Origin of the sequence: Streptomyces sp. NPDC059371, from assembly GCF_042751995.1 — a bacterium.
GTDB lineage: Bacteria > Actinomycetota > Actinomycetes > Streptomycetales > Streptomycetaceae > Streptomyces.
The window spans coordinates 22,555-43,980 of sequence record NZ_JBHYXD010000009.1; the positions used below are offsets into that span (position 1 = coordinate 22,555).

Annotated in this window: 23 protein-coding genes and 1 riboswitch; of the genes, 11 read left to right on the forward strand and 12 right to left on the reverse strand. The window is 71.7% G+C overall.

The window, feature by feature from the left end; genetic code table 11:
* Positions 1–678 carry a maleylpyruvate isomerase family mycothiol-dependent enzyme gene (locus ACFXGX_RS07780; RefSeq protein ID WP_384786226.1) on the reverse strand — a complete coding sequence of 226 codons (678 nt, stop codon included), beginning with the start codon at positions 676–678 and terminating at the stop codon, positions 1–3.
* Between the two features lie 68 nt (positions 679–746).
* Positions 747–1,778 (reverse strand): saccharopine dehydrogenase family protein, encoded by a 1,032-nt coding sequence (locus tag ACFXGX_RS07785; protein ID WP_384786229.1) that lies wholly within the window; start codon positions 1,776–1,778, stop codon positions 747–749.
* Positions 1,779–1,888: 110 nt separating this feature from the next.
* Between ACFXGX_RS07785 and ACFXGX_RS07790 the strand changes: the two genes are divergently transcribed.
* The 3 genes from ACFXGX_RS07790 (at position 1,889) to ACFXGX_RS07800 (ending at position 4,914) form a co-directional block, all read left to right on the forward strand.
* Positions 1,889–2,953 carry a helix-turn-helix domain-containing protein gene (locus ACFXGX_RS07790; RefSeq protein WP_384786232.1) on the forward strand — a complete coding sequence of 355 codons (1,065 nt, stop codon included), beginning with the start codon at positions 1,889–1,891 and terminating at the stop codon, positions 2,951–2,953.
* On the forward strand, positions 2,911–3,582 hold the full coding sequence (locus tag ACFXGX_RS07795; RefSeq protein ID WP_384786235.1) for a hypothetical protein: 672 nt from the start codon (positions 2,911–2,913) through the stop codon (positions 3,580–3,582). The genes ACFXGX_RS07790 and ACFXGX_RS07795 overlap by 43 nt, the downstream gene beginning before the upstream one ends.
* 225 nt (positions 3,583–3,807) lie before the next feature.
* Positions 3,808–4,914, forward strand: coding sequence for a GNAT family N-acetyltransferase (locus ACFXGX_RS07800; protein ID WP_384786238.1), 1,107 nt, complete (start codon positions 3,808–3,810; stop codon positions 4,912–4,914).
* A 25-nt stretch (positions 4,915–4,939) separates the two neighbouring features.
* Here ACFXGX_RS07800 and ACFXGX_RS07805 read toward each other — a convergent pair whose 3' ends face one another.
* Both ACFXGX_RS07805 and ACFXGX_RS07810 read right to left on the reverse strand, forming a co-directional pair.
* Positions 4,940–5,209, reverse strand: a complete 270-nt coding sequence (locus ACFXGX_RS07805; protein ID WP_384786241.1) for a DUF4031 domain-containing protein — start codon at positions 5,207–5,209, stop codon at positions 4,940–4,942.
* Positions 5,206–5,601 carry a hypothetical protein gene (locus ACFXGX_RS07810; protein ID WP_384786244.1) on the reverse strand — a complete coding sequence of 132 codons (396 nt, stop codon included), beginning with the start codon at positions 5,599–5,601 and terminating at the stop codon, positions 5,206–5,208. Before ACFXGX_RS07810 ends, ACFXGX_RS07805 begins: the two co-directional genes overlap by 4 nt.
* Positions 5,602–5,657: 56 nt before the next feature.
* Between ACFXGX_RS07810 and ACFXGX_RS07815 the strand changes: the two genes are divergently transcribed.
* The 4 genes from ACFXGX_RS07815 to ACFXGX_RS07830 are packed head-to-tail and all read left to right on the forward strand — an operon-like array spanning position 5,658 to position 9,708.
* On the forward strand, positions 5,658–6,578 hold the full coding sequence (locus tag ACFXGX_RS07815) for a MurR/RpiR family transcriptional regulator (protein WP_384786247.1): 921 nt from the start codon (positions 5,658–5,660) through the stop codon (positions 6,576–6,578).
* Positions 6,579–6,616: 38 nt separating this feature from the next.
* On the forward strand, positions 6,617–7,552 hold the full coding sequence (murQ, locus tag ACFXGX_RS07820) for an N-acetylmuramic acid 6-phosphate etherase (protein ID WP_384786250.1): 936 nt from the start codon (positions 6,617–6,619) through the stop codon (positions 7,550–7,552).
* A 16-nt stretch (positions 7,553–7,568) separates the two neighbouring features.
* Positions 7,569–9,086 carry a PTS transporter subunit EIIC gene (locus ACFXGX_RS07825; protein ID WP_384786252.1) on the forward strand — a complete coding sequence of 506 codons (1,518 nt, stop codon included), beginning with the start codon at positions 7,569–7,571 and terminating at the stop codon, positions 9,084–9,086.
* Between the two features lie 34 nt (positions 9,087–9,120).
* Complete coding sequence (locus tag ACFXGX_RS07830; protein ID WP_384786255.1) at positions 9,121–9,708, forward strand: hypothetical protein; 588 nt, start codon at positions 9,121–9,123, stop codon at positions 9,706–9,708.
* A gap of 42 nt (positions 9,709–9,750) precedes the next feature.
* On the opposite strand, the gene ACFXGX_RS07835 is transcribed toward ACFXGX_RS07830, so the two are convergent.
* Positions 9,751–9,957, reverse strand: a complete 207-nt coding sequence (locus ACFXGX_RS07835) for a hypothetical protein (protein WP_355766823.1) — start codon at positions 9,955–9,957, stop codon at positions 9,751–9,753.
* A gap of 122 nt (positions 9,958–10,079) precedes the next feature.
* Between ACFXGX_RS07835 and ACFXGX_RS07840 the strand changes: the two genes are divergently transcribed.
* Complete coding sequence (locus ACFXGX_RS07840) at positions 10,080–10,919, forward strand: helix-turn-helix domain-containing protein (protein ID WP_384786258.1); 840 nt, start codon at positions 10,080–10,082, stop codon at positions 10,917–10,919.
* On the forward strand, positions 10,903–11,106 hold the full coding sequence (locus ACFXGX_RS07845; protein WP_384786261.1) for a DUF397 domain-containing protein: 204 nt from the start codon (positions 10,903–10,905) through the stop codon (positions 11,104–11,106). Before ACFXGX_RS07840 ends, ACFXGX_RS07845 begins: the two co-directional genes overlap by 17 nt.
* 83 nt (positions 11,107–11,189) lie before the next feature.
* On the opposite strand, the gene ACFXGX_RS07850 is transcribed toward ACFXGX_RS07845, so the two are convergent.
* The 5 genes from ACFXGX_RS07850 to thrC form a co-directional block, all read right to left on the reverse strand.
* Positions 11,190–12,311, reverse strand: a complete 1,122-nt coding sequence (locus tag ACFXGX_RS07850) for an NADH:flavin oxidoreductase (protein WP_384786264.1) — start codon at positions 12,309–12,311, stop codon at positions 11,190–11,192.
* 286 nt (positions 12,312–12,597) lie between these two features.
* Positions 12,598–14,223, reverse strand: coding sequence for a chaperonin GroEL (groL, locus tag ACFXGX_RS07855; RefSeq protein WP_365871436.1), 1,626 nt, complete (start codon positions 14,221–14,223; stop codon positions 12,598–12,600).
* 357 nt (positions 14,224–14,580) lie between these two features.
* On the reverse strand, positions 14,581–14,784 hold the full coding sequence (locus ACFXGX_RS07860; protein ID WP_005315736.1) for a cold-shock protein: 204 nt from the start codon (positions 14,782–14,784) through the stop codon (positions 14,581–14,583).
* 441 nt (positions 14,785–15,225) lie between these two features.
* On the reverse strand, positions 15,226–15,501 hold the full coding sequence (locus ACFXGX_RS07865; RefSeq protein ID WP_384786268.1) for a MoaD/ThiS family protein: 276 nt from the start codon (positions 15,499–15,501) through the stop codon (positions 15,226–15,228).
* On the reverse strand, positions 15,498–16,796 hold the full coding sequence (thrC, locus tag ACFXGX_RS07870; protein WP_384786271.1) for a threonine synthase: 1,299 nt from the start codon (positions 16,794–16,796) through the stop codon (positions 15,498–15,500). Before thrC ends, ACFXGX_RS07865 begins: the two co-directional genes overlap by 4 nt.
* 17 nt (positions 16,797–16,813) lie before the next feature.
* Positions 16,814–16,970: riboswitch (SAM riboswitch) on the reverse strand.
* A 205-nt stretch (positions 16,971–17,175) separates the two neighbouring features.
* On the opposite strand from thrC, the gene ACFXGX_RS07875 reads away from it, so the two are divergent.
* Positions 17,176–18,120 (forward strand): glucosyl-3-phosphoglycerate synthase, encoded by a 945-nt coding sequence (locus ACFXGX_RS07875; protein ID WP_384786274.1) that lies wholly within the window; start codon positions 17,176–17,178, stop codon positions 18,118–18,120.
* A 78-nt stretch (positions 18,121–18,198) separates the two neighbouring features.
* Complete coding sequence (locus ACFXGX_RS07880) at positions 18,199–19,659, forward strand: trehalose-6-phosphate synthase (protein ID WP_384786277.1); 1,461 nt, start codon at positions 18,199–18,201, stop codon at positions 19,657–19,659.
* Positions 19,660–19,976: 317 nt separating this feature from the next.
* Here ACFXGX_RS07880 and otsB read toward each other — a convergent pair whose 3' ends face one another.
* Together otsB and ACFXGX_RS07890 are read right to left on the reverse strand one after the other, a co-directional pair.
* Positions 19,977–20,831 (reverse strand): trehalose-phosphatase, encoded by an 855-nt coding sequence (otsB, locus tag ACFXGX_RS07885; protein WP_384786280.1) that lies wholly within the window; start codon positions 20,829–20,831, stop codon positions 19,977–19,979.
* 194 nt (positions 20,832–21,025) lie between these two features.
* Complete coding sequence (locus tag ACFXGX_RS07890) at positions 21,026–21,253, reverse strand: DUF3263 domain-containing protein (protein ID WP_384786283.1); 228 nt, start codon at positions 21,251–21,253, stop codon at positions 21,026–21,028.
* Positions 21,254–21,426 lie beyond the last annotated feature (173 nt).

A 21,426-nucleotide genomic window follows, 5' to 3' on the forward strand; every position in this document is an offset into this window, starting at 1 on the left:
TCACCCGAACAGGTTGAGCTCCTCCTCCCGCGCCCCCACCAGCTCGTACACCGTCGTCTTCGGGACCGGCCGGCCCGAGCAGAGCCGTACGAGGGTCGCGGCGCCGCCGATGTAGCGGGCCGGGGGACGGTCGCCGGGGACGCCGCCCAGGAGGAGCGGGTCGTCGAGCTGGTCGAGGTCGGCGTGCAGCGGCGTCCGGCCGCTCTCCCGACTGTGGCGCACCAGGAGGGCGAGGGCGTGCGGAAGTCCCTCGCCCTCGTAGGCGCCGGGTTCGCCGAACGCCTCGCGCACGTCTCCGGCGTGGATCCACTCGCCGAGCGCGACCGCGTCGAGGGCGCCCCTGGTCCGGGCGATCGCCGGACCCGCCTCGGTCATCCCGCGTTCCAGCTCGTCGATCACCCGCTCCGTCGGCCAGTCGGCGCGCTCGCCGATGTCACGGTCGTTGGACTCGGGCTCGAACACCCCCGGTTCGAAACGGCGCTCGACGACCCGGGTGAGCACGGCCGAGCAGTGCGCCAGCACGTCCCGCACCGTCCACGCCGGACACCCGGCCGTCGGACGGGAGAAGTCGTCCTCCGGGCGGGCCCGCAGCAGCGGGATCAGCGCGTCGCGCTCGGTGCGCAGGAGCAGACCGGGCAGTTCCGGGTCCCGTACATCGTGTGCGTCTTGAGGAATCATGACTCCACGCTAGAGGTCGGCGTACGCGAATGGCTGCCGTCCGCGAGGGCCCGGCGTCCGTTGCCCCGCTACCCGCTCAGTTCGACGGAGATGTGCGGGGACAGCGCGCGGAGGAAGTCCGGGGCGTCGAAGATCTCGCCGGCGGAGGCGACGCCGGTCGTCCTGGTGCGTCCGCTCAGGATGCGGGCGAGCGCCTCCACCACGAGCGGCGCGGTGACGGCGTAGATGTCCCGGCCCCGCGCCACGGCCCGGCGTTCGGCGCCGCCGGAGCGCACCACGACGTCGACGACGAAGGTCTGCTCCGACCGCCCGCGCTCGTCGGCCGCGCGCGGAGCCGGGGTGTCCGGGGCCGCCAGTTCCCCGGCCGCCTCGACGGTCATGTAGGTGCGCACCTCGGGGACGGCGAAGTGGCTGGGCACGGTGACCACGTCGGCCATCGAGAACTCCCCGATGACGGCACGCGGACCCATCGGGTCGGGGAACGGCCACTCCAGGGTGGGCGGGGTGTCCTGGACGTACTCCAGCCGCCCCTTCGTGTAGCGGACGCGCCGGCCGCCGCGCCGCTCCCGGGAGACCGCGCCGGCCTCGCGCGTCCCGGGGGTGGGGTGCCAGCCGCTCAGCCCGTACGCGATGTGGGCCTCGTCGGCCGCCGTCCACTCACCCATCGCGGCGGTGACCAGCAGGTCGCCGAAGCCGCCGTAGAACGCCATGGCCGGGACGATCACCGCTCCCGCCGCCCCGGCCCGCTCGGCGAAGTGCGTGAACGTGTCGAGGTTGGCCTCGATCTCGGCCGCCACGTCCACGTACGGGATGCCCGCGCGCAGGGCCGCCTCGATCACGGGGGCGGCCGTCGTGGCGAAGGGTCCGGCGCAGTTGACCACCGCCACGGCACCGGTCAGCGCGTGGTCGAGGGACGCCGGGTCCCCGACCGTGGCCGGACGGACGTCCAGGCCCGGCCACGAGGCCGCCAGGTCCTTCAGCTTCTCGGCGTCCCGGCCGGAGAGGACCGGGGTGAACCCGCGCTCCAGCAGTTCGGCCACCACGAACCGGCCCGTGTGCCCGTACGCGCCGAACACCGTCACCGCCTGACCCGACTTCATGGGTTCTCCCCCGTGCTCGTAGTGAACTGCCTTGATCCGTAAGGACATCCTGGCGAGAACGGGCGCCCCGCACGAGTGTCCGGAACGCCATGCCCCATACAATTCCGGACATGACCTCTGTCGCGCTGGCCGTCACCGACGGGATGCTGCACTTCGAACTGGGCCTGGCCTGCGAGGTCTTCGGCTCCGCGCCGGACGCCGTGCGGGTCCCCTGGTACGACCTCGCGGTCTGCGGGCCGGGGGCCGTGCGCGTCGGCCCGTTCCGGCTGGAGCCCGGCCACGACCTCGACCGGCTCCCCCACGCCGACACGGTGATCGTCCCGGGCTGGGCCGACATCGACCGGGAGCCGCCCGCCGACCTCGTCGACGCGGTGCGCGCGGCCCACGAGGCGGGTGCGCGCGTGGCGTCCCTGTGCACCGGCGCGTTCGTGCTGGCCGCCGCCGGGCTGCTGGACGGGAGGCGCGCGACCACGCACTGGGCGCACACCCGGACGCTGGCCGCCCGCCATCCCCGGGTGCGGGTGGACCCGGACGTCCTCTACGTGGACGACGGCGGCGTGCTGACCTCAGCGGGCAAGGCCGCCGCCATGGACCTGTGTCTGCACCTCGTCCGCCTCGACCACGGGTCCTCGGTCGCCAACGCCGTCGCCCGCAACCTGGTCGTACCCCCGCACCGGGACGGCGGCCAGGCCCAGTTCGTCAGCACTCCGGTGCCCGCTCCCGACCACCACCCGCTCGCCGAGCTGTTCCCCTGGGTCATCGAGCGGCTGGACCGTCCGCTGACCGTGGAGGACCTGGCCCGCCGGGCGCGGATGAGCTCACGCAATCTGGGCCGCCACTTCAGGTCCGTCACCGGCACGACCCCGCTCCAGTGGCTGCTGATCCAACGGATCCGCCTTGCCCAGGAGTTGCTGGAGACCACCGACGCGGGCGTCGAGGCCATCGCGGCGGCCACCGGCATGGGAACCGCCACGACACTGCGCCGGCACTTCAACCGCACGGTGGGCGTGCCTCCGGACGCCTACCGCCGCACCTTCCGCTCACGGACGGGCCCGGCGCCGGCGGACGGCACCACGGACGGCACCACGACGGGGGTTCCGGTGGCGGGGAGTCCGGCGGGGACAATGGACGCATGGCAGCAGAGAGCGACCGCCACCCGGCCCGCGAGGAACTGACGAAGCGCTGGGCGGACACCGTCCTGGCCGCACGGGACGGCGACGGGTCCGGACCCGCGCCGGGGCCGTACGCGGAGAACCTCCTGGACCGCTGGGCCGAACCGCAGCGCCGGTACCACACCACCGATCATCTCCTCGCGGTCCTCGGCCACATCGACGTGCTGGAGGCCCACGGGGAGCGCGCCGCCGATCCGGCCGCCGTACGCCTGGCCGCCTGGTTCCACGACGCCGTGTACCTCCCGGACCGCTCGGAGAACGAGGAGCGCTCCGCCCGGCTCGCCGAACGCGCGCTGGACGAACTGGGCGTCGCCCCGGACCGCACGGCCGAGGTCGCCCGGCTCGTCCGCCTCACCGTCTCCCACGACCCCGCCGACGACGACACCGACGGTGCCGTCCTGTGCGACGCGGATCTCGCGATCCTGGCCTCGCCCCCGGCCGCGTACGCCGCCTACACGGCCGCCGTCCGCGAGGAGTACGCCTTCGTCCCCGACGACGCCTTCCGCGCGGGCCGTGCGGCCGTTCTCCACCAACTCCTCGCCCTGCCGAGGCTGTTCAGAACCACGTACGGCCGGCACACCTGGACCGCCCCGGCCCGCCGGAACATCGAGACCGAACTGACAACGCTGTGATCCAGCCCTCCGGCAGGACCATTTCAGCCCCTCCGGCGGAGGAGTTCAGCCCCTCCGGCGGAAAAGTTTCAGCCCCTCCGGCGTTTGAGGAGCGGGGTCTGGGGCGGAGCCCCAGGTACGGGACGGGCAGGGGCGGAGGGGGCGAAAGAGGCTTGTGGGGCTGGTGCGGCGGTACGGCGGGTAATCCGTAGGTCCGGCCGGGCGATCCGCCCTATTCTCGGCCGCATGACTGACACGGGTGGGGATCAGGTCGAGGAAGCCGTCGCGAGCTGCGCCACGCTGCTGCGGGCGGCGGCCGGACACGACTGGGAGGGCGTACGGGCGGGACGCCTGGAGTGGAGCTGCCGGCGCACCGCCGAGCACATCGCCGGTGATCTCATCGCGTACGCCGGGCAGTTGGCCGGCCGGGCCACCACGGCCTACGTACCGTTCGAGATCGCGATGGACGAGGGCACGGACAACGCGGGCGTCGTCGACGTGATCGAGACGACCGGCGCCCTGCTCGCCGCCACCGTCCGCACGACCCCGCGCGAGGTCCGCGCCTTCCACCCGTACCCGTTCCGCAGCGCGAACCGTGAGGGCTTCGCGGCGATGGGGGTCGCCGAGGTCCTGCTGCACACGCACGACATCGCCGAGGGCCTCGACCTGCCGTACGAGCCGCCGGCCGAGCTGTGTGCCTGGGTCCTCGGCCGGATCTTCCCGCACGTGCGGCCCGAGCCCGACGCCCCGTGGAGCACGCTCCTGTGGGCCACCGGGCGCGGCGACCTGCCCGGCCGTGAACCGCTCACCGAGTGGCGCTGGAACAACAACCTGGTGATCGGCACCGAGCGGCTCACCCTCCAGGGTGTCACCCCGGCCGCCGCCGCCGAGCTGCGCGCGGGCGGCACGGGCGGCTTCGAGTGGATCGAGAGCGGCCCGTTCCACGGCACCCGGGAGGCCGCCGGGATGGTCGCGAGCTCCTACGAGAAGGGGGTGCACCGGCCGGAATGGGGGATGTTCGTGCTCGTACGGCGCGAGGACGGACTCGCGGTCGGCGCGATCGGCTTCCACGGCGTGCCTGACGACGAGGGGCGCGCCGAGGTCGGCTACGACCTCGCGGAGGACGCCCGCGGCCGGGGCTACGCCACCGAGGCCCTGGGCGCCCTGGCGGAGACGGCCCTCGCCCGCGACGACGTCAAGCTCCTGTTCGCCGCCATCGAGCGGGAGAACGCCGCCTCGCAACGGGTCATCGCCCGCGCCGGGTTCACCCGGGCGGGCGAGGACGTGGAGAGGGCCGCCCACGAACTGCACGGCCTGGAGGAGTCCTTGAGGCTGTACTCCCGCGAGGCCTGAGGACACGGCCTGGGCCGTGTCCGCCCTAAGGCCGGGCGCCCCGCTTGCGGCGCCGCAGTCCCGCGCCGTGCAGCAGCCGTACGACCTCGCGGCTGCTGACCTCCACCGCTCCGGCGGCGACCGCGTCGGCGTAGCGGTGCGAGGGGATGTCGTAGTGGTCGCGCTCGAAGGCCCGCGGGGGCGCGCCCAGCTCCTCGGCGAACGTGTGGAGTTCGTCGTACGAGACGTCACTGATCAGGTGGGACCAGACACGGCCGTGCCCCGGCCAGGTGGGCGGATCGATGTAGACGGTCACGAGGGCGGGTTCGTGCCGGTCGCCGAGCCGAGCGAGCCGACCGGGGAGATCTTCACGCCCGCCTGGTGGCACACCCAGTGCGGGTCGGGGCCGAGTTCGGGCTCGACCTCCAGGGCGTGCGGATCGCCGCTGGAGCACACCGGGCACAGCGGCCACCGTCCGTACCGCTCCAGGAGCGCGTCCTGCACGTCCTGGGCGACGAGACCGGCGACGAATCCGGCGCCCTCCGGCCACTGTTCGACCCACCAGCGGCGCTGCACCACCGAGTCCTCGACCAGGGAGACGACGTCCGCCTCGGCCACCCGGCCCGCGACGAGGTCGGCGAGCACATGGGCGCGCGCCGCGTGCAACGCCTGCTCCAAGGGGCTGAGGGGGTCACCGGTGGGGTTCATGCCCCTATTGTGCGCACCCTTGACCGTGCACCCCAAAGGAAAATATCTTTCACAGTGTGACCCATGACGTGAAGGAAATTTTCGCGGGTGCGGCACCCCCCGCCCCCGCGGCCCTCGCGGCCAAGGTGCGGACCCTCGCACCCTCGATGACCCGCTCCATGCAGCGGGTCGCCGAGGCCGTCGCCGGTGACCCGGCCGGATGCGCGGCCCTCACGGTCACCGGACTCGCCGAGCTCACCGGGACCAGCGAGGCCACGGTCGTGCGCACGGCCCGCATCCTCGGCTACCCCGGCTACCGGGACCTGCGCCTCGCGCTCGCCGGGCTCGCCGCCCACCAGCAGTCGGGCCGGGCCCCCGCCGTCACCGCGGACATAGCGGTCGACGACCCCATCGCCGACGTCGTCGCCAAGCTCGCCTACGACGAGCAGCAGACCCTCGCCGACACCGCCGCCGCCCTCGACACGGTCCAGCTCGCCGCCGCCGTGGCCGCCATCGCCGCCGCCCGCCGCGTCGACGTCTACGGCGTCGGCGCCTCCGGGCTCGTCGCCCAGGACCTCCAGCAGAAACTCATGCGGATCGGGGTCATGGCCTTCGCGCACATCGACCCGCACCTCGCGGTGACCAGCGCGGTCCAACTGCGCGCCAAGGACGTGGCGATAGCCGTCACGCACTCCGGCTCGACCGGCGACGTCATCGAACCGCTCCGCGTCGCCTTCGAGCACGGGGCGACGACGGTGGCGATCACCGGCCGTCCGGGCGGACCGGTCGCGCAGTACGCCGACCACGTCCTCACCACCTCGGCCGCCCGCGAGAGCGAGCTGCGCCCGGCGGCCATGTCGTCGCGGACCAGCCAGCTCCTGGTGGTGGACTGTCTGTTCGTGGGGGTCGCCCAGCGCACCTACGACACGGCGGCGCCCGCGCTGTCCGCCTCGTACGAGGCCCTGGCGCACCGCCACTCCCCGCGCGGCGGCCGGTAGCCGCTCCGCACGACCTCATCGGAAAGAGCCGCCTCTCCATGACCTCCATGTCCAACCACGGCGATCTTCGAGCAGAGCTGGAGACGCTGACCACCGAGGCGTTCCGCCCCGAACTGTCGGAGATCGACCGGCTGCCCACGCTGGAGATCGCACGGCTCATGAACGGCGAGGACACGACGGTGCCCGCGGCCGTCGCCGCGCAGCTCACCCACATCGCCTCCGCGATCGACGGCATCGCGGAGCGCATGTCCCGCGGCGGCCGCCTCATCTACGCGGGCGCCGGCACCGCGGGCCGCCTCGGCATCCTGGACGCCTCGGAGTGCCCGCCCACGTTCAACACCGATCCCTCCCGGGTCGTCGGGCTGATCGCGGGCGGCCCCGACGCCGTGGTCACCTCGATTGAGGGCGCCGAGGACTCGCGGGAACTCGCGGCGGCCGACCTGGACGCGCTCGCCCTGACGACCGACGACACCGTGGTCGGTGTCTCCGCCTCGGGCCGCACCCCGTACGCCGTCGGCGCGGTCGAGCACGCCCGCAAACAGGGCGCGCTCACGATCGGCCTGTCCTGCAACGCGGACAGCGCGCTCGCCTCCGCCGCCGATCACGGCATCGAGGTCGTCGTCGGCCCCGAACTGCTCACGGGCTCGACCCGGCTGAAGTCCGGCACCGCGCAGAAGCTCGTCCTGAACATGCTCTCGACGATCACGATGATCCGGCTCGGCAAGACGTACGGGAACCTGATGGTCGACGTGCGGGCCTCGAACGAGAAGCTGCGGGCCCGCTCCCGGCGCATCGTCGAACTCGCCACCGGGGCCTCCGACGAGGAGATCGAGCGCGCGCTCGCCGCCACCGACGGCGAGGTGAAGAACGCCATCCTGACGATCCTCGGCGGAGTGGACGGGCCCAGCGCCGCCCGCCTTCTGGAGGAGTCGGGGGGCCATCTGCGCGCCGCGCTGGCGGCTTCGGCCGGCTGACCAGCACGCTCGGGGAGTGAGCACCCCCGACTCCACCACAGCAGCGGCGATCCTCCCCCTCGTGGGCGGTCCCGCGAACGTCCTCACCGTCGCCCACTGCATGACCCGGCTCCGGCTGGGTCTGCGGGACCCCGGCCTGGTGGACGAGCCGGGCCTGCGGGCCCTGCCCGCCGTCCTCGGCCTCGTCGCGGACGACGGCTCGTACCAGATCGTCCTGGGCCCCGGCACGGTCGCCCGGGTGACCCCCGCGTTCGAGGCCCTGCTGGCGAACGCCCCGCACGGCACGGAACCGGCGCCCGCCGCCGGACCGGCCACCCCGGACGCCACCGAACCCACGACCACCTCGGACCTGCTCGCCCTGCGCGGCGCCGAGCTGAAGTCCGCCCGCTCCCGCCGCAACGCCACCCCGCTCAAACTGTTCCTGCGGCGGATCGCGGACGTCTTCGTGCCGCTGATCCCGGCCCTGATCGGCTGCGGGGTGATCGCCGGCCTCAACGGCCTGCTGATCAACCTCGGCGTGCTGAGGGGCCTCACCCCCGCGCTGACCGCCATCGCCTCCGGGTTCATGGCGCTGATCGCCGTCTTCGTGGGCCACAACACGGCCAAGGTGTTCGGCGGCACCCCGGTCCTCGGCGGCGCGGTGGCCGCCGTCGTCGTGTACGCGGGGGTCGCCAAGGTGACCGTCCTCGGTGTGACGCTCGCCCCCGGCCAGGGCGGTGTCCTGGGCGCCCTGGCCGCGGCCCTGCTCGGGACGTACGTGGAGAAGTGGTGCCGCCGCTGGGTCCCGCCGACCCTGGACGTCCTGGTCACCCCCACCCTGACCGTGCTGCTGACCGGCCTGGTGACGCTGTACGCGCTGATGTACGCGGCCGGTGAGCTCTCCGCCGCCATCGGCACCGCCGCCACCTGGCTGCTCTCCACCACCGGCGCCCTCGCCGGGCTCGTCCTCGGCGCCCTGTTCCTCCCCCTGGTGATGCTCGGCCTGCACCAGGCCCTCATCCCCATCCACACCACCCTCATCGAGCAGCAGGGCTACACCGTCCTGCTGCCCGTGCTCGCCATGGCGGGCGCGGGGCAGGTCGGCGCGGCCCTCGCGGTGTACGTCCGGCTGCGCCACGACACCTCGCTGCGCACGACGATCAGATCGGCGCTCCCGGCCGGTCTCCTCGGCGTCGGCGAACCCCTGATCTACGGAGTCTCCCTGCCACTTGGCCGGCCCTTCGTCACGGCCTGCGCGGGCGGAGCGGCGGGCGGCGCGTTCATCGGCTTCTTCTCGATGCTGGGCGACCACGTCGGCTCGACCGCCATCGGCCCCTCCGGCCTGGCCCTGTTCCCGCTGCTGTCCGGCAACCGGGGCCTCGCCGTCACCGCGGCGATCTACGCGGGCGGTCTGCTGACGGGGTACGCGGTCGGTTTCACGGCCACCTACTTCTTCGGCCTCGGCGGCATCCGCGACAACGGTCTCGACGCCGGGCTCGACAGCGGCCTCGACGGCCGGTCACCGGCCCGGCGGGCGGAGCAGGCCGCCGTGTAGCCGCGCTGTCGGTGGCGCGTGCGAGGCTGGGGGCATGAACCACGCACAGCTGACCGCCCTGGGCCGTGCTCTGCGGCTGCTCGGAGAGCACGGCGACGCTCTGAACGCCGACACCCCCGACGCCAAGCTGCACGAGGTCAAGGCGGACCTGAAGCGGGCCCTGGACCTGCTGGACGAGACGGTGACGACGGCCAAGCCGACCACCCGCTGCTCCGAGCACCCGAACGGCCCGGTGGACGAGAGCGCCCCGGACCGCTGTCTGCTCTGCGAGACCCGCCGCCGCACCGCCCGCCGCACCGAGGTCAACGACGCGTACACGCACGGCCGGGCGCCCGCCCCGGACGAGCTGCCCGACCGCACGATGTCCCGCTACGGCGTGCGCGGCGACCGCCCCCAGCCCCAGCAGCGCTGGCTCCCGGAGATCTGGAACGGCCAGACCTGGCTCCTGTGCGGCACCCCCCGCCGCGACCGCCAGGAAGCCGAGCGCTTCCTCGCCGCCGAGCGCCGGGCCCCTCGCCCCGGCATGGCCTACCGCCTCGTCCACGAGTTCACCGACTACGAGGTGCTGCGCATCTGGGGCACCCCGGTCAAGGTCGACATCGAGCCCATGGGGAATCTCTAGGCAGGCCGGGGCCCGGAAGCGGGCCCCCTCCGCGGCCCCGGGTCAGGGCAGCCGCCCCTCCGCGTTGAGCCGCCGCACCCGGGCCCGCAGCACCTCGCCCGGCGGAGCCTCCCCGAGTGCCTCGGGCGGACAGTCCCACTCGATCCCCCCGCCGGGCGGCCGCAGTTGTACGAGACCGCCCTCGCGCCCCATCACCTGCCCGAGCCGTCCGTCCCGCACGTCGATCGCGTACTCCTCGCCGGACGTCATCTCCATGGCCACCGATCCCTCCACGCTGAGTGTTCCCTTTCACCACCCAGCGTGACCGGCATGCCCGTAGCCTGGCCAGAGTCGGCGCTCCAACAACCCCACCTGTTGGACGGGAAGTCGCCATGCCCAACCCCAAGGACCTCGACCCCTCCTCCTCCCCACGCGCCATGATCGGCGCGGAGCTGCGGCACGCCCGCGAGAACGCCGGCCTCAGCCAGTCCGAACTGGGCGAACCGCTCTTCGTCAGCGGCTCGTTCATCGGCCAACTGGAGTCGGGGACAAGGCGGTTGCAGCTCGAATACGCCGTCCAGATAGACGAGATCCTCGGGACCAGGGGCTTCTTCGAGCGCAATTGCAGGGCGCTGGCGAGGTCGAAGTACCCGGACCACTTCGTGGAGGCGGCGGAGGCGGAGGCCTTGGCGGCGGCGATCAGGGAGTATGCGCCGGCGCTCATCCCTGGTCTGTTGCAGACACGGGGGTATGCCCAGGCGATGTTCCGGCGAGGTCTCCCGACGGCAACAGCGCAGGCCATCGATGACTTGGTCGCGGCCCGGCTGGACCGTGCACGCCTGCTCGACGATCCAACAACGCCGTTGTTGTGGGCGATCCTTGACGAGGCTGTACTGCGCCGAAGGGTCGGGGCGTGGCCGGTCATGGCCGAGGCCTTACGCCACATTGCCACCCTGGCCGAAGAGCACAGGGTCATCGTGCAAGTGCTGCCCTTCGCAGCAGGAGCCCACATGGCCATGGAGGGCTCCCTCAAGCTGATGACCTTCGACGGCGCAGCACCTCTCGCCTACCTGCAAGGTCTGGGAACAGGCCGACTGGAAGACGACCCGGTCACTGTCGCCCACCACGACCTGACCTTCCATCTCCTTGCGGCCAGCGCACTCTCACCGCACGAATCACTGGCTCTGGTCCACTCGGTGGCAGAGGATTACGCGCATGAGCGACAGCCCTGAGTACGCCCTGAGCAAGGCCACTTGGCACAAGTCCAGCTACAGCGGAGCAAGCGGCGGCGACTGCCTGGAAGTTGCCCTCGGCGAAAGCCACCCCGGCCCCGTCCCCGTACGGGACTCCAAGAACCCCGGCCCGGTGATCGCTTTCGGCTCCGAAGCCTGGGGCGCCTTCGTCGCGCACCTCGGCTGACCGGAAGAGCGCAAAAAAAGGGACGGCACCCGCGTCACAGCGGGCGCCGTCCCTCCCCCGTTCCCCCCGTTTCCGGGAAGCTGTCAGCTCAGCGTGCTCAGCGCCGCCGCGTCGTACGGCGCGAGCTCGTCGAAGCGGCCGGCCAGGACCTTCGACGCCCACTCCGGGTCCTGGAGCAGCGCGCGACCGACGGCGACGAGGTCGAACTCGTCGCGCTCCATGCGGTCGAGGAGGTCGTCGATGCCCTTGACCGGGGAGCCCTCGCCCACGAAGGCCTTGATGAAGTCGCCGTCCAGGCCGACCGAGCCGACGGTGATGGTGGGCTTGCCCGTCAGCTTCTTGGTCCAGCCGGCGAGGTTGAGGTCGGAGCCGTCGAACTCGGGCACCCAGTAGCGGCGCGTGGAGGCGTGGAAGGAGTCGACTCCGGCCGCGGCGAGCGGGGCGAGGATCGCCTCCAGCTCCTCCGGGGTCTCCGCGAGCCGCGCCTCGTACGCCTGCTGCTTCCACTGCGAGTAGCGGAAGATGACGGGGAACTCGGGCGAGACGGCCGCCCGCACCGCGGCGACGATCTCCGCCGAGAACTTCGTACGGGCCACCGGGTCGCCGCCGTACGCGTCCTCGCGCCGGTTGGTGCCCGCCCAGTGGAACTGGTCGAGCAGATAGCCGTGGGCGCCGTGCAGTTCGACACCGTCGAAGCCGATGCGCTCGGCGTCGGCGGCGGCCTTGGCGAACGCCTCGATGACGTCGTCGAGGTCCTGCTGGCTCATGCTCCTGCCGGTGACCTCGGCGCCCTCCTTGTAGAGGCCGGAGGGGCCGACCGCCGGGGCGTCCGCGAAGGGCGGCTCGCCCGCCTTGCGGACCATGCCTATGTGCCAGAGCTGCGGGACGATCGTGCCGCCCGCCGTGTGCACGGCGTCGGCGACCTTCGCCCATCCGGCGAGCTGGGCCTCGCCGTGGAAGCGCGGCACCGCGTCGCTCTGTCCGGCCGAGTCGTGGCCGACGTAGGTGCCCTCGGTGACGATCAGGCCGACGCCCGCGGCGGCACGGCGGGAGTAGTAGCCGACCACGTCCTCTCCCGGTACACCGCCCGGCGAGAACATCCGGGTCATCGGGGCCATGGCGATCCGGTTCGGGACGGTCAGGCCGTTGATGGTGACGGGACGGGACAGGATCTCGGCTGCGCGGGACGCGGCGTCAGCGGTCACGTGGGGGCTCCTCGGAGAGGTGGTCGGTATGACGTCGAGTGGTCTGCGATACAGGAGATTCCGTGCGGTATGTGCACATGCATCAACTGCTCGTCAACGTCAACCTCCGCACCGGGCGGTGCATTCCGCCGCCCCCGGACTCATCCCTGTGATCCGGGCCACGTCGCGGGCCGGGCCGTCCCCGGGAGACGTCCGGGCCGGGCCGGGAAACGCCCGAGGGCGGCACCCTCCCTCGCGGGAAGGTGCCGCCCTCGGAACGTCAGGACGGTTGATCGACCGGGGTCGATCAGAAGTCCATGTCACCGCCCGGCATGCCGCCCGGAGCGCCGCCGGCAGCGGCCTTCTCCGGCTTGTCGGCGATGACGGCCTCGGTGGTCAGGAACAGCGCGGCGATGGAGGCCGCGTTCTGCAGGGCAGAGCGCGTCACCTTCGCCGGGTCGATGATGCCCTCGGCGATCATGTCGACGTACTCACCGGTCGCGGCGTTCAGGCCGTGGCCGACGGGCAGGTTGCGCACCTTCTCGACGATGACGCCACCCTCGAGACCACCGTTGACGGCGATCTGCTTGAGCGGGGCCTCCAGGGCGAGACGCACGGCGTTGGCGCCGGTCGCCTCGTCACCCGTGAGCTCGAGCTTCTCGAAGACCGAGGAAGCCTGGAGCAGGGCCACGCCACCACCGGCGACGATGCCCTCCTCGACGGCCGCCTTCGCGTTGCGAACGGCGTCCTCGATGCGGTGCTTGCGCTCCTTGAGCTCGACCTCGGTGGCGGCACCGGCCTTGATGACGGCCACGCCGCCGGCCAGCTTCGCCAGACGCTCCTGGAGCTTCTCGCGGTCGTAGTCCGAGTCCGAGTTCTCGATCTCGGCACGGATCTGGTTCACACGGCCGGCGACCTGGTCGGCAGAGCCGGAGCCGTCGACGATCGTGGTCTCGTCCTTGGTGATGACGACCTTGCGGGCACGGCCCAGCAGGTCCAGACCCGCGTTCTCCAGCTTGAGGCCGACCTCCTCGGAGATGACCTCGCCGCCCGTGAGGATGGCGATGTCGCCGAGCATGGCCTTGCGGCGGTCACCGAAGCCCGGGGCCTTGACGGCGACGGACTTGAAGGTGCCACGGATCTTGTTGACGACCAGGGTCGACAGGGCCTCGCCCTCGACGTCCTCGGCGATGATCAGCAGCGGCTTGCCGCCCTGCATGACCTTCTCGAGGAGCGGGAGCAGGTCCTTCACGTTCGCGATCTTGGAGTTCGCGATCAGGATGTACGGGTCGTCGAGGACGGCCTCCATACGCTCCATGTCGGTGGCGAAGTACGCCGAGATGTAGCCCTTGTCGAAGCGCATACCCTCGGTGAGTTCCAGCTCCAGACCGAAGGTCTGGGACTCCTCGACGGTGATGACGCCTTCCTTGCCGACCTTGTCCATCGCCTCGGCGATGAGCTCGCCGATCTGGGTGTCGGCGGCGGAGATGGAGGCCGTGGAAGCGATCTGCTCCTTGGTCTCGACATCCTTCGCCTGCTCCAGCAGGGCACCGGAGACGGCCTCGACGGCCTTCTCGATACCGCGCTTGAGAGCCATCGGGTTGGCGCCGGCGGCGACGTTGCGCAGGCCCTCGCGGACGAGCGCCTGGGCGAGAACGGTCGCCGTGGTCGTACCGTCACCGGCGACGTCGTCCGTCTTCTTGGCGACTTCCTTGACCAGCTCGGCGCCGATCTTCTCGTACGGGTCCTCGAGCTCGATCTCCTTGGCGATGGAGACACCATCGTTGGTGATCGTGGGGGCGCCCCACTTCTTCTCGAGGACGACGTTGCGGCCCTTGGGGCCGAGCGTCACCTTGACGGCGTCCGCGAGCTGGTTCATGCCGCGCTCGAGGCCGCGCCGTGCCTCCTCGTCGAACGCGATGATCTTGGCCATGTGAAGTGGTCCTCCCGGACGGGGTGGATTGCTCCGGATCGCGCCCGCGCCCGCGACGGACGGCCTGCAAGCCTTGTGGTTCCTTGCCCCACAGGCCCGCGGGCCTCGCCGGCCCGATCCAAGTTCTGTCACTCTCACTGGGAGAGTGCTAACGCCAATGATTAGCACTCGACCCCTGCGAGTGCAAGCGCCTCTCACGAAAACAGCCCCCTGGCCCAGTCCCCGCACGGGTCCACGCCGAGGGCGCGCGGGCGTACGCGGGGCGGGGAGGCCGACCGGGGACGCACGAGGGGCCCGCATCCCTGGTGGGATGCGGGCCCCTCGTGCGTGAGTGAGTCGGTGGTCGTTCGCGCCCGATCAGACGGCGAGTTTGACCATGTCCGCCTGCGGACCCTTCTGGCCCTGCGAGATCTCGAACTCCACTCGCTGACCCTCTTCAAGGGTGCGGTAGCCGTCCATCTGAATCGCGCTGTAGTGCACGAAGACGTCCGCACCACCGTCGACCGCGATGAAGCCGTACCCCTTCTCCGCGTTGAACCACTTGACGGTGCCCTGAGCCATGCCTAACTCCCCTATTACTGGCCCTTGCACAGATCCACACTTCGCGGATCCGGGTCAGACCTCACCCCCCAACGGTTGGGGGTGTGCGCCGGAACGCGTCGACCGCGGCTGAATGTATCTGTCCAACTGCCCTCTGCAACAGGTCAATCGGACGAGAATTCTGGGCATGGCCGATCAATGATATGCGGAGAATGCGCAAGGATTCAGGGCAAGTCGGGCCCCGTAAATGCCATAAAGTGCCCAAAAAGGTGAGCCACTTTGGCTACTTCTTGTCGCCCGCCGAACGGTCACTCATATGCGCCCGGCATGAAACCAACATCAAAATTGGAGCGACTTCCCCAACTCTAGCGCGTTCAACCCTACAGAATTGCCCCCTCCGCTTGTCTCACGGAAGGGGCAATTCTGTGAACGCAATGTGTTCGGCATTACCGAGGGTAACGATCAGCCTCCGGCGACGGCCGGAATGATCGAGACGCCCACGCCGTCCGGAGTCGCCGTCTCCAGGCCCTGCTCGAAGCGCACGTCGTCGTCGTTGACGTACACGTTGACGAAGCGGCGCAGCTTGCCCTGGTCGTCCAGGACGCGCGCGGCGATGCCCGTGTGCTTCTTCTCCAGGTCGCTGATGACCTCGGCGAGGGTCGCGCCCTCGGCCGTCACCTCGGCGGCACCACCGGTGTAGGTGCGCAGGATGGTGGGGATGCGGACGTTGACGCTCATGATGCGAGGCCAGCCTCTCGGAAGGAGTCGAGGTTCGGGCGGATGGTCGCGGTCAGTCCGGTGTCGGAGGCCACCGCGTCCAGAGTCTTGAGGCCGTCGCCGGTGTTCAGCACGACCGTGGTGAGGGCCGGGTCCAGGAGACCGTTCTCGATCAGCTTGCGGGTGACACCGACGGTCACACCGCCCGCCGTCTCCGCGAAGATGCCCTCGGTGCGCGCGAGCAGCTTGATCGCGTCGACGATCTGCTCGTCGTTCACGTCCTCCACCGCGCCGCCGGTGCGCCGGGCGATGTCGAGCACGTACGGGCCGTCCGCCGGGTTGCCGATGGCGAGCGACTTGGCGATGGTGTCCGGCTTCTGCGGCCGTACGACGTCGTGGCCGGCCTTGTAGGCGACGGACACCGGGGAGCAGCCCTCCGCCTGGGCCCCGAAGATCTTGTACGGCTTGTCCTCGACGAGGCCGAGCTTGATCAGCTCTTGGAGCCCCTTGTCGATCTTCGTGAGCTGGGAGCCGGAGGCGATCGGCACGACGAGCTGGTCGGGAAGCCTCCAGCCGAGCTGCTCGCAGATCTCGTACGCCAGGGTCTTGGAGCCCTCGGCGTAGTAGGGCCGCAGGTTGACGTTGACGAAGCCCCAGCCCTCGCCGGCCGGGTCGCCGATCAGCTCGGAGCAGAAACGGTTCACGTCGTCGTAGTTGCCCTCGATGCCGACGAGCTCGCCGCCGTAGACCGCGGCCATGACGACCTTGCCCTGCTCCAGGTCGTGCGGGATGAACACGCAGGAACGGAAGCCGGCGCGGGCCGCCGCGGCTCCCACCGCTCCGGCGAGGTTGCCGGTGGAGGAGCAGGAGAGGGTGGTGAATCCGAAGGCGCGGGCCGCTTCGATGGCCTGGGCGACGACGCGGTCCTTGAAGGAGTGCGTCGGGTTGCCGGAGTCGTCCTTGACGAAGAGCTTTCCGGCGTCGACGCCGAGCTCGCGGGCGAGGTTGTCGGCCTGGACGAGCTTGGTCCAGCCGGGATTGATGTTCGGCTTGTCCGCCACGTCCGCGGGGACGGGCAGCAGCGGCGCGTAACGCCAGATGTTCGCGGGTCCCGCTTCGATGCGCTTGCGGAGTTCTTCGGTGTCGTAGGCCGAGAAGTCGTAGGCGATCTCCAGCGGGCCGAAACACTCCTCGCAGGCGAAGACCGGGCCGAGCGGGACGCGGTGTCCGCACTCGCGGCAGGAAAGCGCCGAGGCCGGTCCGAGGTCTACCGCGTCGGTGGAGTTCGTGGTGCTTGCAACTGTCTGCGCAGCCATGGAGGCGAGGCCCTTTCTCCTCATCTTCCTCACGGCGCACTTCGCCGTGAGACGGATTTGGCACCTTCCCAAGCCGGGAGCCTCGCGACGCGATCGACATCGATCGGTACGAGACCGGCTGGAGGGTTGCCGGGGCTTCATCGGGCCGTATCCCTCTGCCCCTCTGGATGAGCGGTATTTGATTGTTGAACTGTTGAACACGATACGCGCCGACGATCCAGGACATGCGATGGTCATGCGCGTTGTTCAAGACTGTAACCGAAGGCCAGGACAGTTGAGATAGTCGTCCGAACCGCGAGACGACGGCAATCGATCTGCCGCTGGCCGCAGCGGGCACGCCGATGAGAGCGTGTGATCAGACAGTGAGGAGCCGCAGACGGTGCTGAGAGAAGTCGAAAGCTGGCTGAGCACACGCTCCTGGTCCGCGACCGACCGCCCGCTCCACAGGATCATGGCAGCCAAGCGCGTCACCGGGTCGACGGTGAGTGTCGTGCTGCCCGCGCTCAACGAGGAGGAGACGGTCGGAGAGATCGTCGCGATCATCCGCCACGACCTGATGCAGCAGGTGCCCCTCGTCGACGAGATCGTCGTCGTCGACTCCGGCTCGACCGACCGCACCGCCGCGGTCGCCGCCGCCGCGGGCGCTCGCGTCGTCCACCGCGACGACATCCTCCCGCGGATCCCGGCCGTGCCCGGCAAGGGCGAGGTGCTCTGGCGGTCGCTGCTCGTGACGAGCGGTGACATCGTCTGCTTCATCGACGCGGACCTCAAGGAGTTCTCGTCCGACTTCGTCTCCGGAATCGTGGGCCCGCTGCTCACCGAACCCGGCGTCGACCTGGTCAAGGCCATGTACGACCGCCCGCTGGCCGGCGGCGGCGGGCAGGGCGGCCGGGTCACCGAGCTGATGGCCCGCCCGCTCCTGAACATGCACTGGCCGCAGCTCGCGGGCTTCGTCCAGCCGCTTGGCGGCGAGTACGCGGCCCGCCGCTCGCTGCTCGAACAGCTCCCCTTCCCCGTCGGCTACGGCGTCGAACTGGGCATGCTCGTCGACGCCCTGCACCTGGTGGGACTGGACGCCCTCGCCCAGGTCGACGTCGGGGTCCGCAAGCACCGCCACCAGGACGGCCAGGCACTCGGCCGCATGGCCGCCGCGATCTACCGCACCGCACAGCTCCGGCTCGCGCGCGGACACCTGATCCGCCCCGCCCTCACCCAGTTCGAGCGCGACCGCGACGGTTTCCGGCCGCGCACGTACTCCGTGGACACGGAGGAAAGGCCGCCGATGAGCGAAATCTCCGAGTACCAGACGCGCAGAGCCGCGTAGTCCGGCGCCGACGGCCGCCGATCGCATACGGCCGAAGGGCGCGTTTGAGCGTTTCGAGACGGGGCTAGGTTTCGAGGCATGGCTTCAACGCACGGTGCCCACAGGATTCTGGTCGCCTCCAACCGCGGCCCGGTCACCTACGAGGTACGGGAGGACGACTCGCTGCACGCCAGACGCGGCGGCGGCGGCCTCGTCTCGGGACTCTCGGCGATCGGGCCGGACGCGGGCGCCCTCTGGGTCTGCTCCGCCCTCGGCGACGGCGACCGGGAGGCCGTCCGGCGCGGAGTCCACGAGGACGGCGTACGGATGCTGGCCATCGACGCCGCCACGCACGCCGACGCGTACAACGGCATCGCCAACTCCGTGCTGTGGTTCGTCCACCACCTGCTCTACCAGACCCCGCTGGAGCCGGTCTTCGACGCGGAGTTCCGGCGCCAGTGGGAGTCGTACCGGACCTACAACCGCGCCTTCGCCGAGGCGCTGGCCGAGGAGGCGGCCGACGGCGCGGCCGTGCTGGTCCAGGACTACCACCTGTGCCTGGTGCCCGGGATGCTCCGCGAGCTGCGCCCCGACCTGCGCATCGGTCACTTCTCCCACACCCCGTGGGCGCCCGAGGACTACTTCCGGATGCTCCCCGACGACATCCGCGCGGAGCTGATGGCGGGCATGCTCGGCGCGGACCGGGTGGCCTTCCTGACCTGGCGGTGGGCCACCGCCTTCATGCGCTGCGCGGAGGGGACCGAGGCCGGCCGCTACCGGGCCACCTGGCCCTCGGGCGGCGCCTCCCGCACGATCGAGCACCTGGACGGCGCCCGGCCGCCGGTGCGCGAGACCCGCGTCGGCGTGCACGGCCTCGGCGCGGACGCCGAGTTCCTGCGCGAGCGCTCGCACCGCGCGGACGTCGGGGAACGGATGGCCGCGCTGCGCGAGGAGATCGGCGCGGACCGCAGGACGATCGTGCGCGTCGACCGGACCGAGCTGTCCAAGAACATCGTGCGGGGACTGCTGGCGTACCGGCAGCTCCTCGACGACCATCCCGAGTGGCGCGAGCGGGTCGTCCACGTGGCGTTCGCCTACCCGTCGCGGCAGGACCTCGCCGTGTACCGGGACTACACGGCCGAGGTGCAGCGCGTCGCCGACGAGATCAACTCCCAGTACGGAACGCCCGGCTGGACCCCGGTGGTGCTGCACGTGAAGGACGACTTCGCGCGCTCGCTCGCCGCCTACCGGCTCGCCGACGTCGCCCTCGTCAACCCCATCAGGGACGGCATGAACCTCGTCGCCAAGGAGATCCCGGTCGTCTCCGACGAGGGCTGCGTGCTGGTCCTGTCCCGGGAGGCCGGGGCGTACGAGGAGCTGGGCGAGGACGCGATCTCCGTGAACCCGTACGACGTGACCGGGACGGCGCGGGCGCTGCACGAGGCGCTCGGCATGCAGCCGGGCGAACGCGCGGAGCGCACCAAACGCCTGGCCGCCGCGGCCACCGCCCTGCCCCCGGCCCAGTGGTTCCTGGACCAACTGCACGCACTGGAGGGCTGAGGAGGAGCGTGCGGCGGTCGCGGGTCCGGCCGGTGGGCGGGTCGGGGCCGTGCCGGTGCATCAGCCCGTCGCCGTTGGACGGAGACGTGACCGTCGGTGGCGACGGGCATCGATGTACCGGCACGTCCCCTCGCGCCGGATTCCGGCTGCGGGCCGTGGAGGGTTTCAGCCCCGGCCGCGGGCGAAAGTTTCAGCCCCTCCGGCGTTTGAGGAGCGGGGTCCGGGGCGGAGCCCCCGGGATGGGACGGGTAGGGGCGGCGGGGGCGAAACACGCTTGCGCCCGCCCCGCCCCCGCCGGGGGACGAGAGCCGGCCGGGTCAGGCGAGTCGGGCCGCGATGGCGGCGAGCAGGCCGACGACCCCGGCGGGCCCGTCGACCACCAGGTCGGCGCGCTCGGCGAGTTCGGCGACCTCGGAGCTGCCGCTGCACACCAGAAGCCCGGGAACCCCGTCGGAGCGAAGCTTGTCGACGGCGGCGAACGCGGGCAGATCCCCCAGATCGTCACCCGCGTACAGAACGGCCTCGGCACCGATCTCACGAACGTACTCCAGCAGGGCGACCCCCTTGTCCATACCGGGCGGACGCAGCTCCAGGACCATGCGCCCCGGCTCGACGATCAGCCCGTGCCGGGCGGCGAGTTCACCCAGCGGCCCCCGCAACGCCTCGAACGCGGCCTGCGGATCGGCGGCACGGCGCGTGTGCACGGCGACCGCCCGGCCCTTCTCCTCGATCCAGGTGCCCTGCCAGGCGCCGATCCCGTCGAGGAACCCCGGCAGTTCGGCACGGACGGCGGCCACGCCCGGGTGCGGGGCGGGCGCGGTGACCGTGCCGCTGACCGCGTCCCAGCGCTCGGCGCCGTAGTGGCCGAGGACGACCAGGTGCTCCAGCCCCGCCACGCCCGCGAAGCCTCCGTGGCGGACGGCGACACCGGCCGGGCGGCCGGTGACGACGGCGACGGAGGCGACCGCGGGAGCGAGAGCGGCGAGCACCGGGACCGCGTCGGGGTGGGCGCGGGCCTGGTCGGGGTCGGGGACGATGGGGGCGAGGGTTCCGTCGAAGTCGAGTGCGACGACCGTCCGGGCGGGGCGCGTGAGGATCGCTTCCAGAGCGTCGCGCCCTGCGGGGGTCGACGGAGTCGGCAAGGAGTCCTTGGATTCGGGGTGGCTGCCCATGGGCCGACCCTATCCGGGCGGCGCCGGACGCACCCCCACTCCACCCGGCCAGGCGTCCCTCCCCCCCCTGAATGCCCGGATCCCGCCCCGCCAAGACCTTCTCTCGCCCCCTCCGCCCCTACCCGACCCGTACGGGGGCGCTGCCCCCGGGCCCCCGCTCCTCAAACGCCGGAGGGGCTGGATCTTGCCCGTGCTCAGCGTTCGTCGCGGCGGGACTCGCGGACCCGGCGGAGCCTGTTCACCGTGACGGGGTCGTGCGCGAGGGCGCGCGGGTCGTTCAGCAGTGCGTTCAGGAGCTGGTAGTAGCGAACCGGGGCCAGGCCCAGTTGTTCGCGTATGGCGCGCTCCTTGGCGCCGGGGCCGGGGAAGCCGCGGCGCTCCAGGGCGAGAATGCTCCGTTCGCGCGGGGGCAGCTCTTCCATGGACAGCACGGTAGTCCCCGGCACCGACAGACGCCGGGCCCGGGGCCCCGGGGCCCGGCCCGCCCCCCCCCCCCCCCCCCCCGCCCCCCCCGCCCCCGCCCCCCGCCCCCCCCCCCCCCCCCCCCCCGCCCCCGCCCCCGCCCCCCCCCCCCCGCCCCGCCCCCCCGGACACC

What these genes read in the sequence shown, in the direction of transcription:
- ACFXGX_RS07780 (WP_384786226.1), bottom strand. Translation starts at nt 678, where the DNA reads ATGATTCCTCAAGACGCACACGATGTACGGGACCCGGAACTGCCCGGT.
- ACFXGX_RS07890 (WP_384786283.1), bottom strand. Translation starts at nt 21,253, where the DNA reads ATGGAAGAGCTGCCCCCGCGCGAACGGAGCATTCTCGCCCTGGAGCGC.
- ACFXGX_RS07845 (WP_384786261.1), top strand. Translation starts at nt 10,903, where the DNA reads ATGAGCGACAGCCCTGAGTACGCCCTGAGCAAGGCCACTTGGCACAAG.
- otsB (WP_384786280.1), bottom strand. Translation starts at nt 20,831, where the DNA reads ATGGGCAGCCACCCCGAATCCAAGGACTCCTTGCCGACTCCGTCGACC.
- ACFXGX_RS07810 (WP_384786244.1), bottom strand. Translation starts at nt 5,601, where the DNA reads ATGAACCCCACCGGTGACCCCCTCAGCCCCTTGGAGCAGGCGTTGCAC.
- ACFXGX_RS07795 (WP_384786235.1), top strand. Translation starts at nt 2,911, where the DNA reads ATGGCAGCAGAGAGCGACCGCCACCCGGCCCGCGAGGAACTGACGAAG.
- groL (WP_365871436.1), bottom strand. Translation starts at nt 14,223, where the DNA reads ATGGCCAAGATCATCGCGTTCGACGAGGAGGCACGGCGCGGCCTCGAG.
- ACFXGX_RS07860 (WP_005315736.1), bottom strand. Translation starts at nt 14,784, where the DNA reads ATGGCTCAGGGCACCGTCAAGTGGTTCAACGCGGAGAAGGGGTACGGC.
- thrC (WP_384786271.1), bottom strand. Translation starts at nt 16,796, where the DNA reads ATGGCTGCGCAGACAGTTGCAAGCACCACGAACTCCACCGACGCGGTA.
- ACFXGX_RS07865 (WP_384786268.1), bottom strand. Translation starts at nt 15,501, where the DNA reads ATGAGCGTCAACGTCCGCATCCCCACCATCCTGCGCACCTACACCGGT.
- ACFXGX_RS07840 (WP_384786258.1), top strand. Translation starts at nt 10,080, where the DNA reads ATGCCCAACCCCAAGGACCTCGACCCCTCCTCCTCCCCACGCGCCATG.
- murQ (WP_384786250.1), top strand. Translation starts at nt 6,617, where the DNA reads ATGACCTCCATGTCCAACCACGGCGATCTTCGAGCAGAGCTGGAGACG.
- ACFXGX_RS07785 (WP_384786229.1), bottom strand. Translation starts at nt 1,778, where the DNA reads ATGAAGTCGGGTCAGGCGGTGACGGTGTTCGGCGCGTACGGGCACACG.
- ACFXGX_RS07880 (WP_384786277.1), top strand. Translation starts at nt 18,199, where the DNA reads ATGGCTTCAACGCACGGTGCCCACAGGATTCTGGTCGCCTCCAACCGC.
- ACFXGX_RS07835 (WP_355766823.1), bottom strand. Translation starts at nt 9,957, where the DNA reads ATGACGTCCGGCGAGGAGTACGCGATCGACGTGCGGGACGGACGGCTC.
- ACFXGX_RS07800 (WP_384786238.1), top strand. Translation starts at nt 3,808, where the DNA reads ATGACTGACACGGGTGGGGATCAGGTCGAGGAAGCCGTCGCGAGCTGC.
- ACFXGX_RS07830 (WP_384786255.1), top strand. Translation starts at nt 9,121, where the DNA reads ATGAACCACGCACAGCTGACCGCCCTGGGCCGTGCTCTGCGGCTGCTC.
- ACFXGX_RS07790 (WP_384786232.1), top strand. Translation starts at nt 1,889, where the DNA reads ATGACCTCTGTCGCGCTGGCCGTCACCGACGGGATGCTGCACTTCGAA.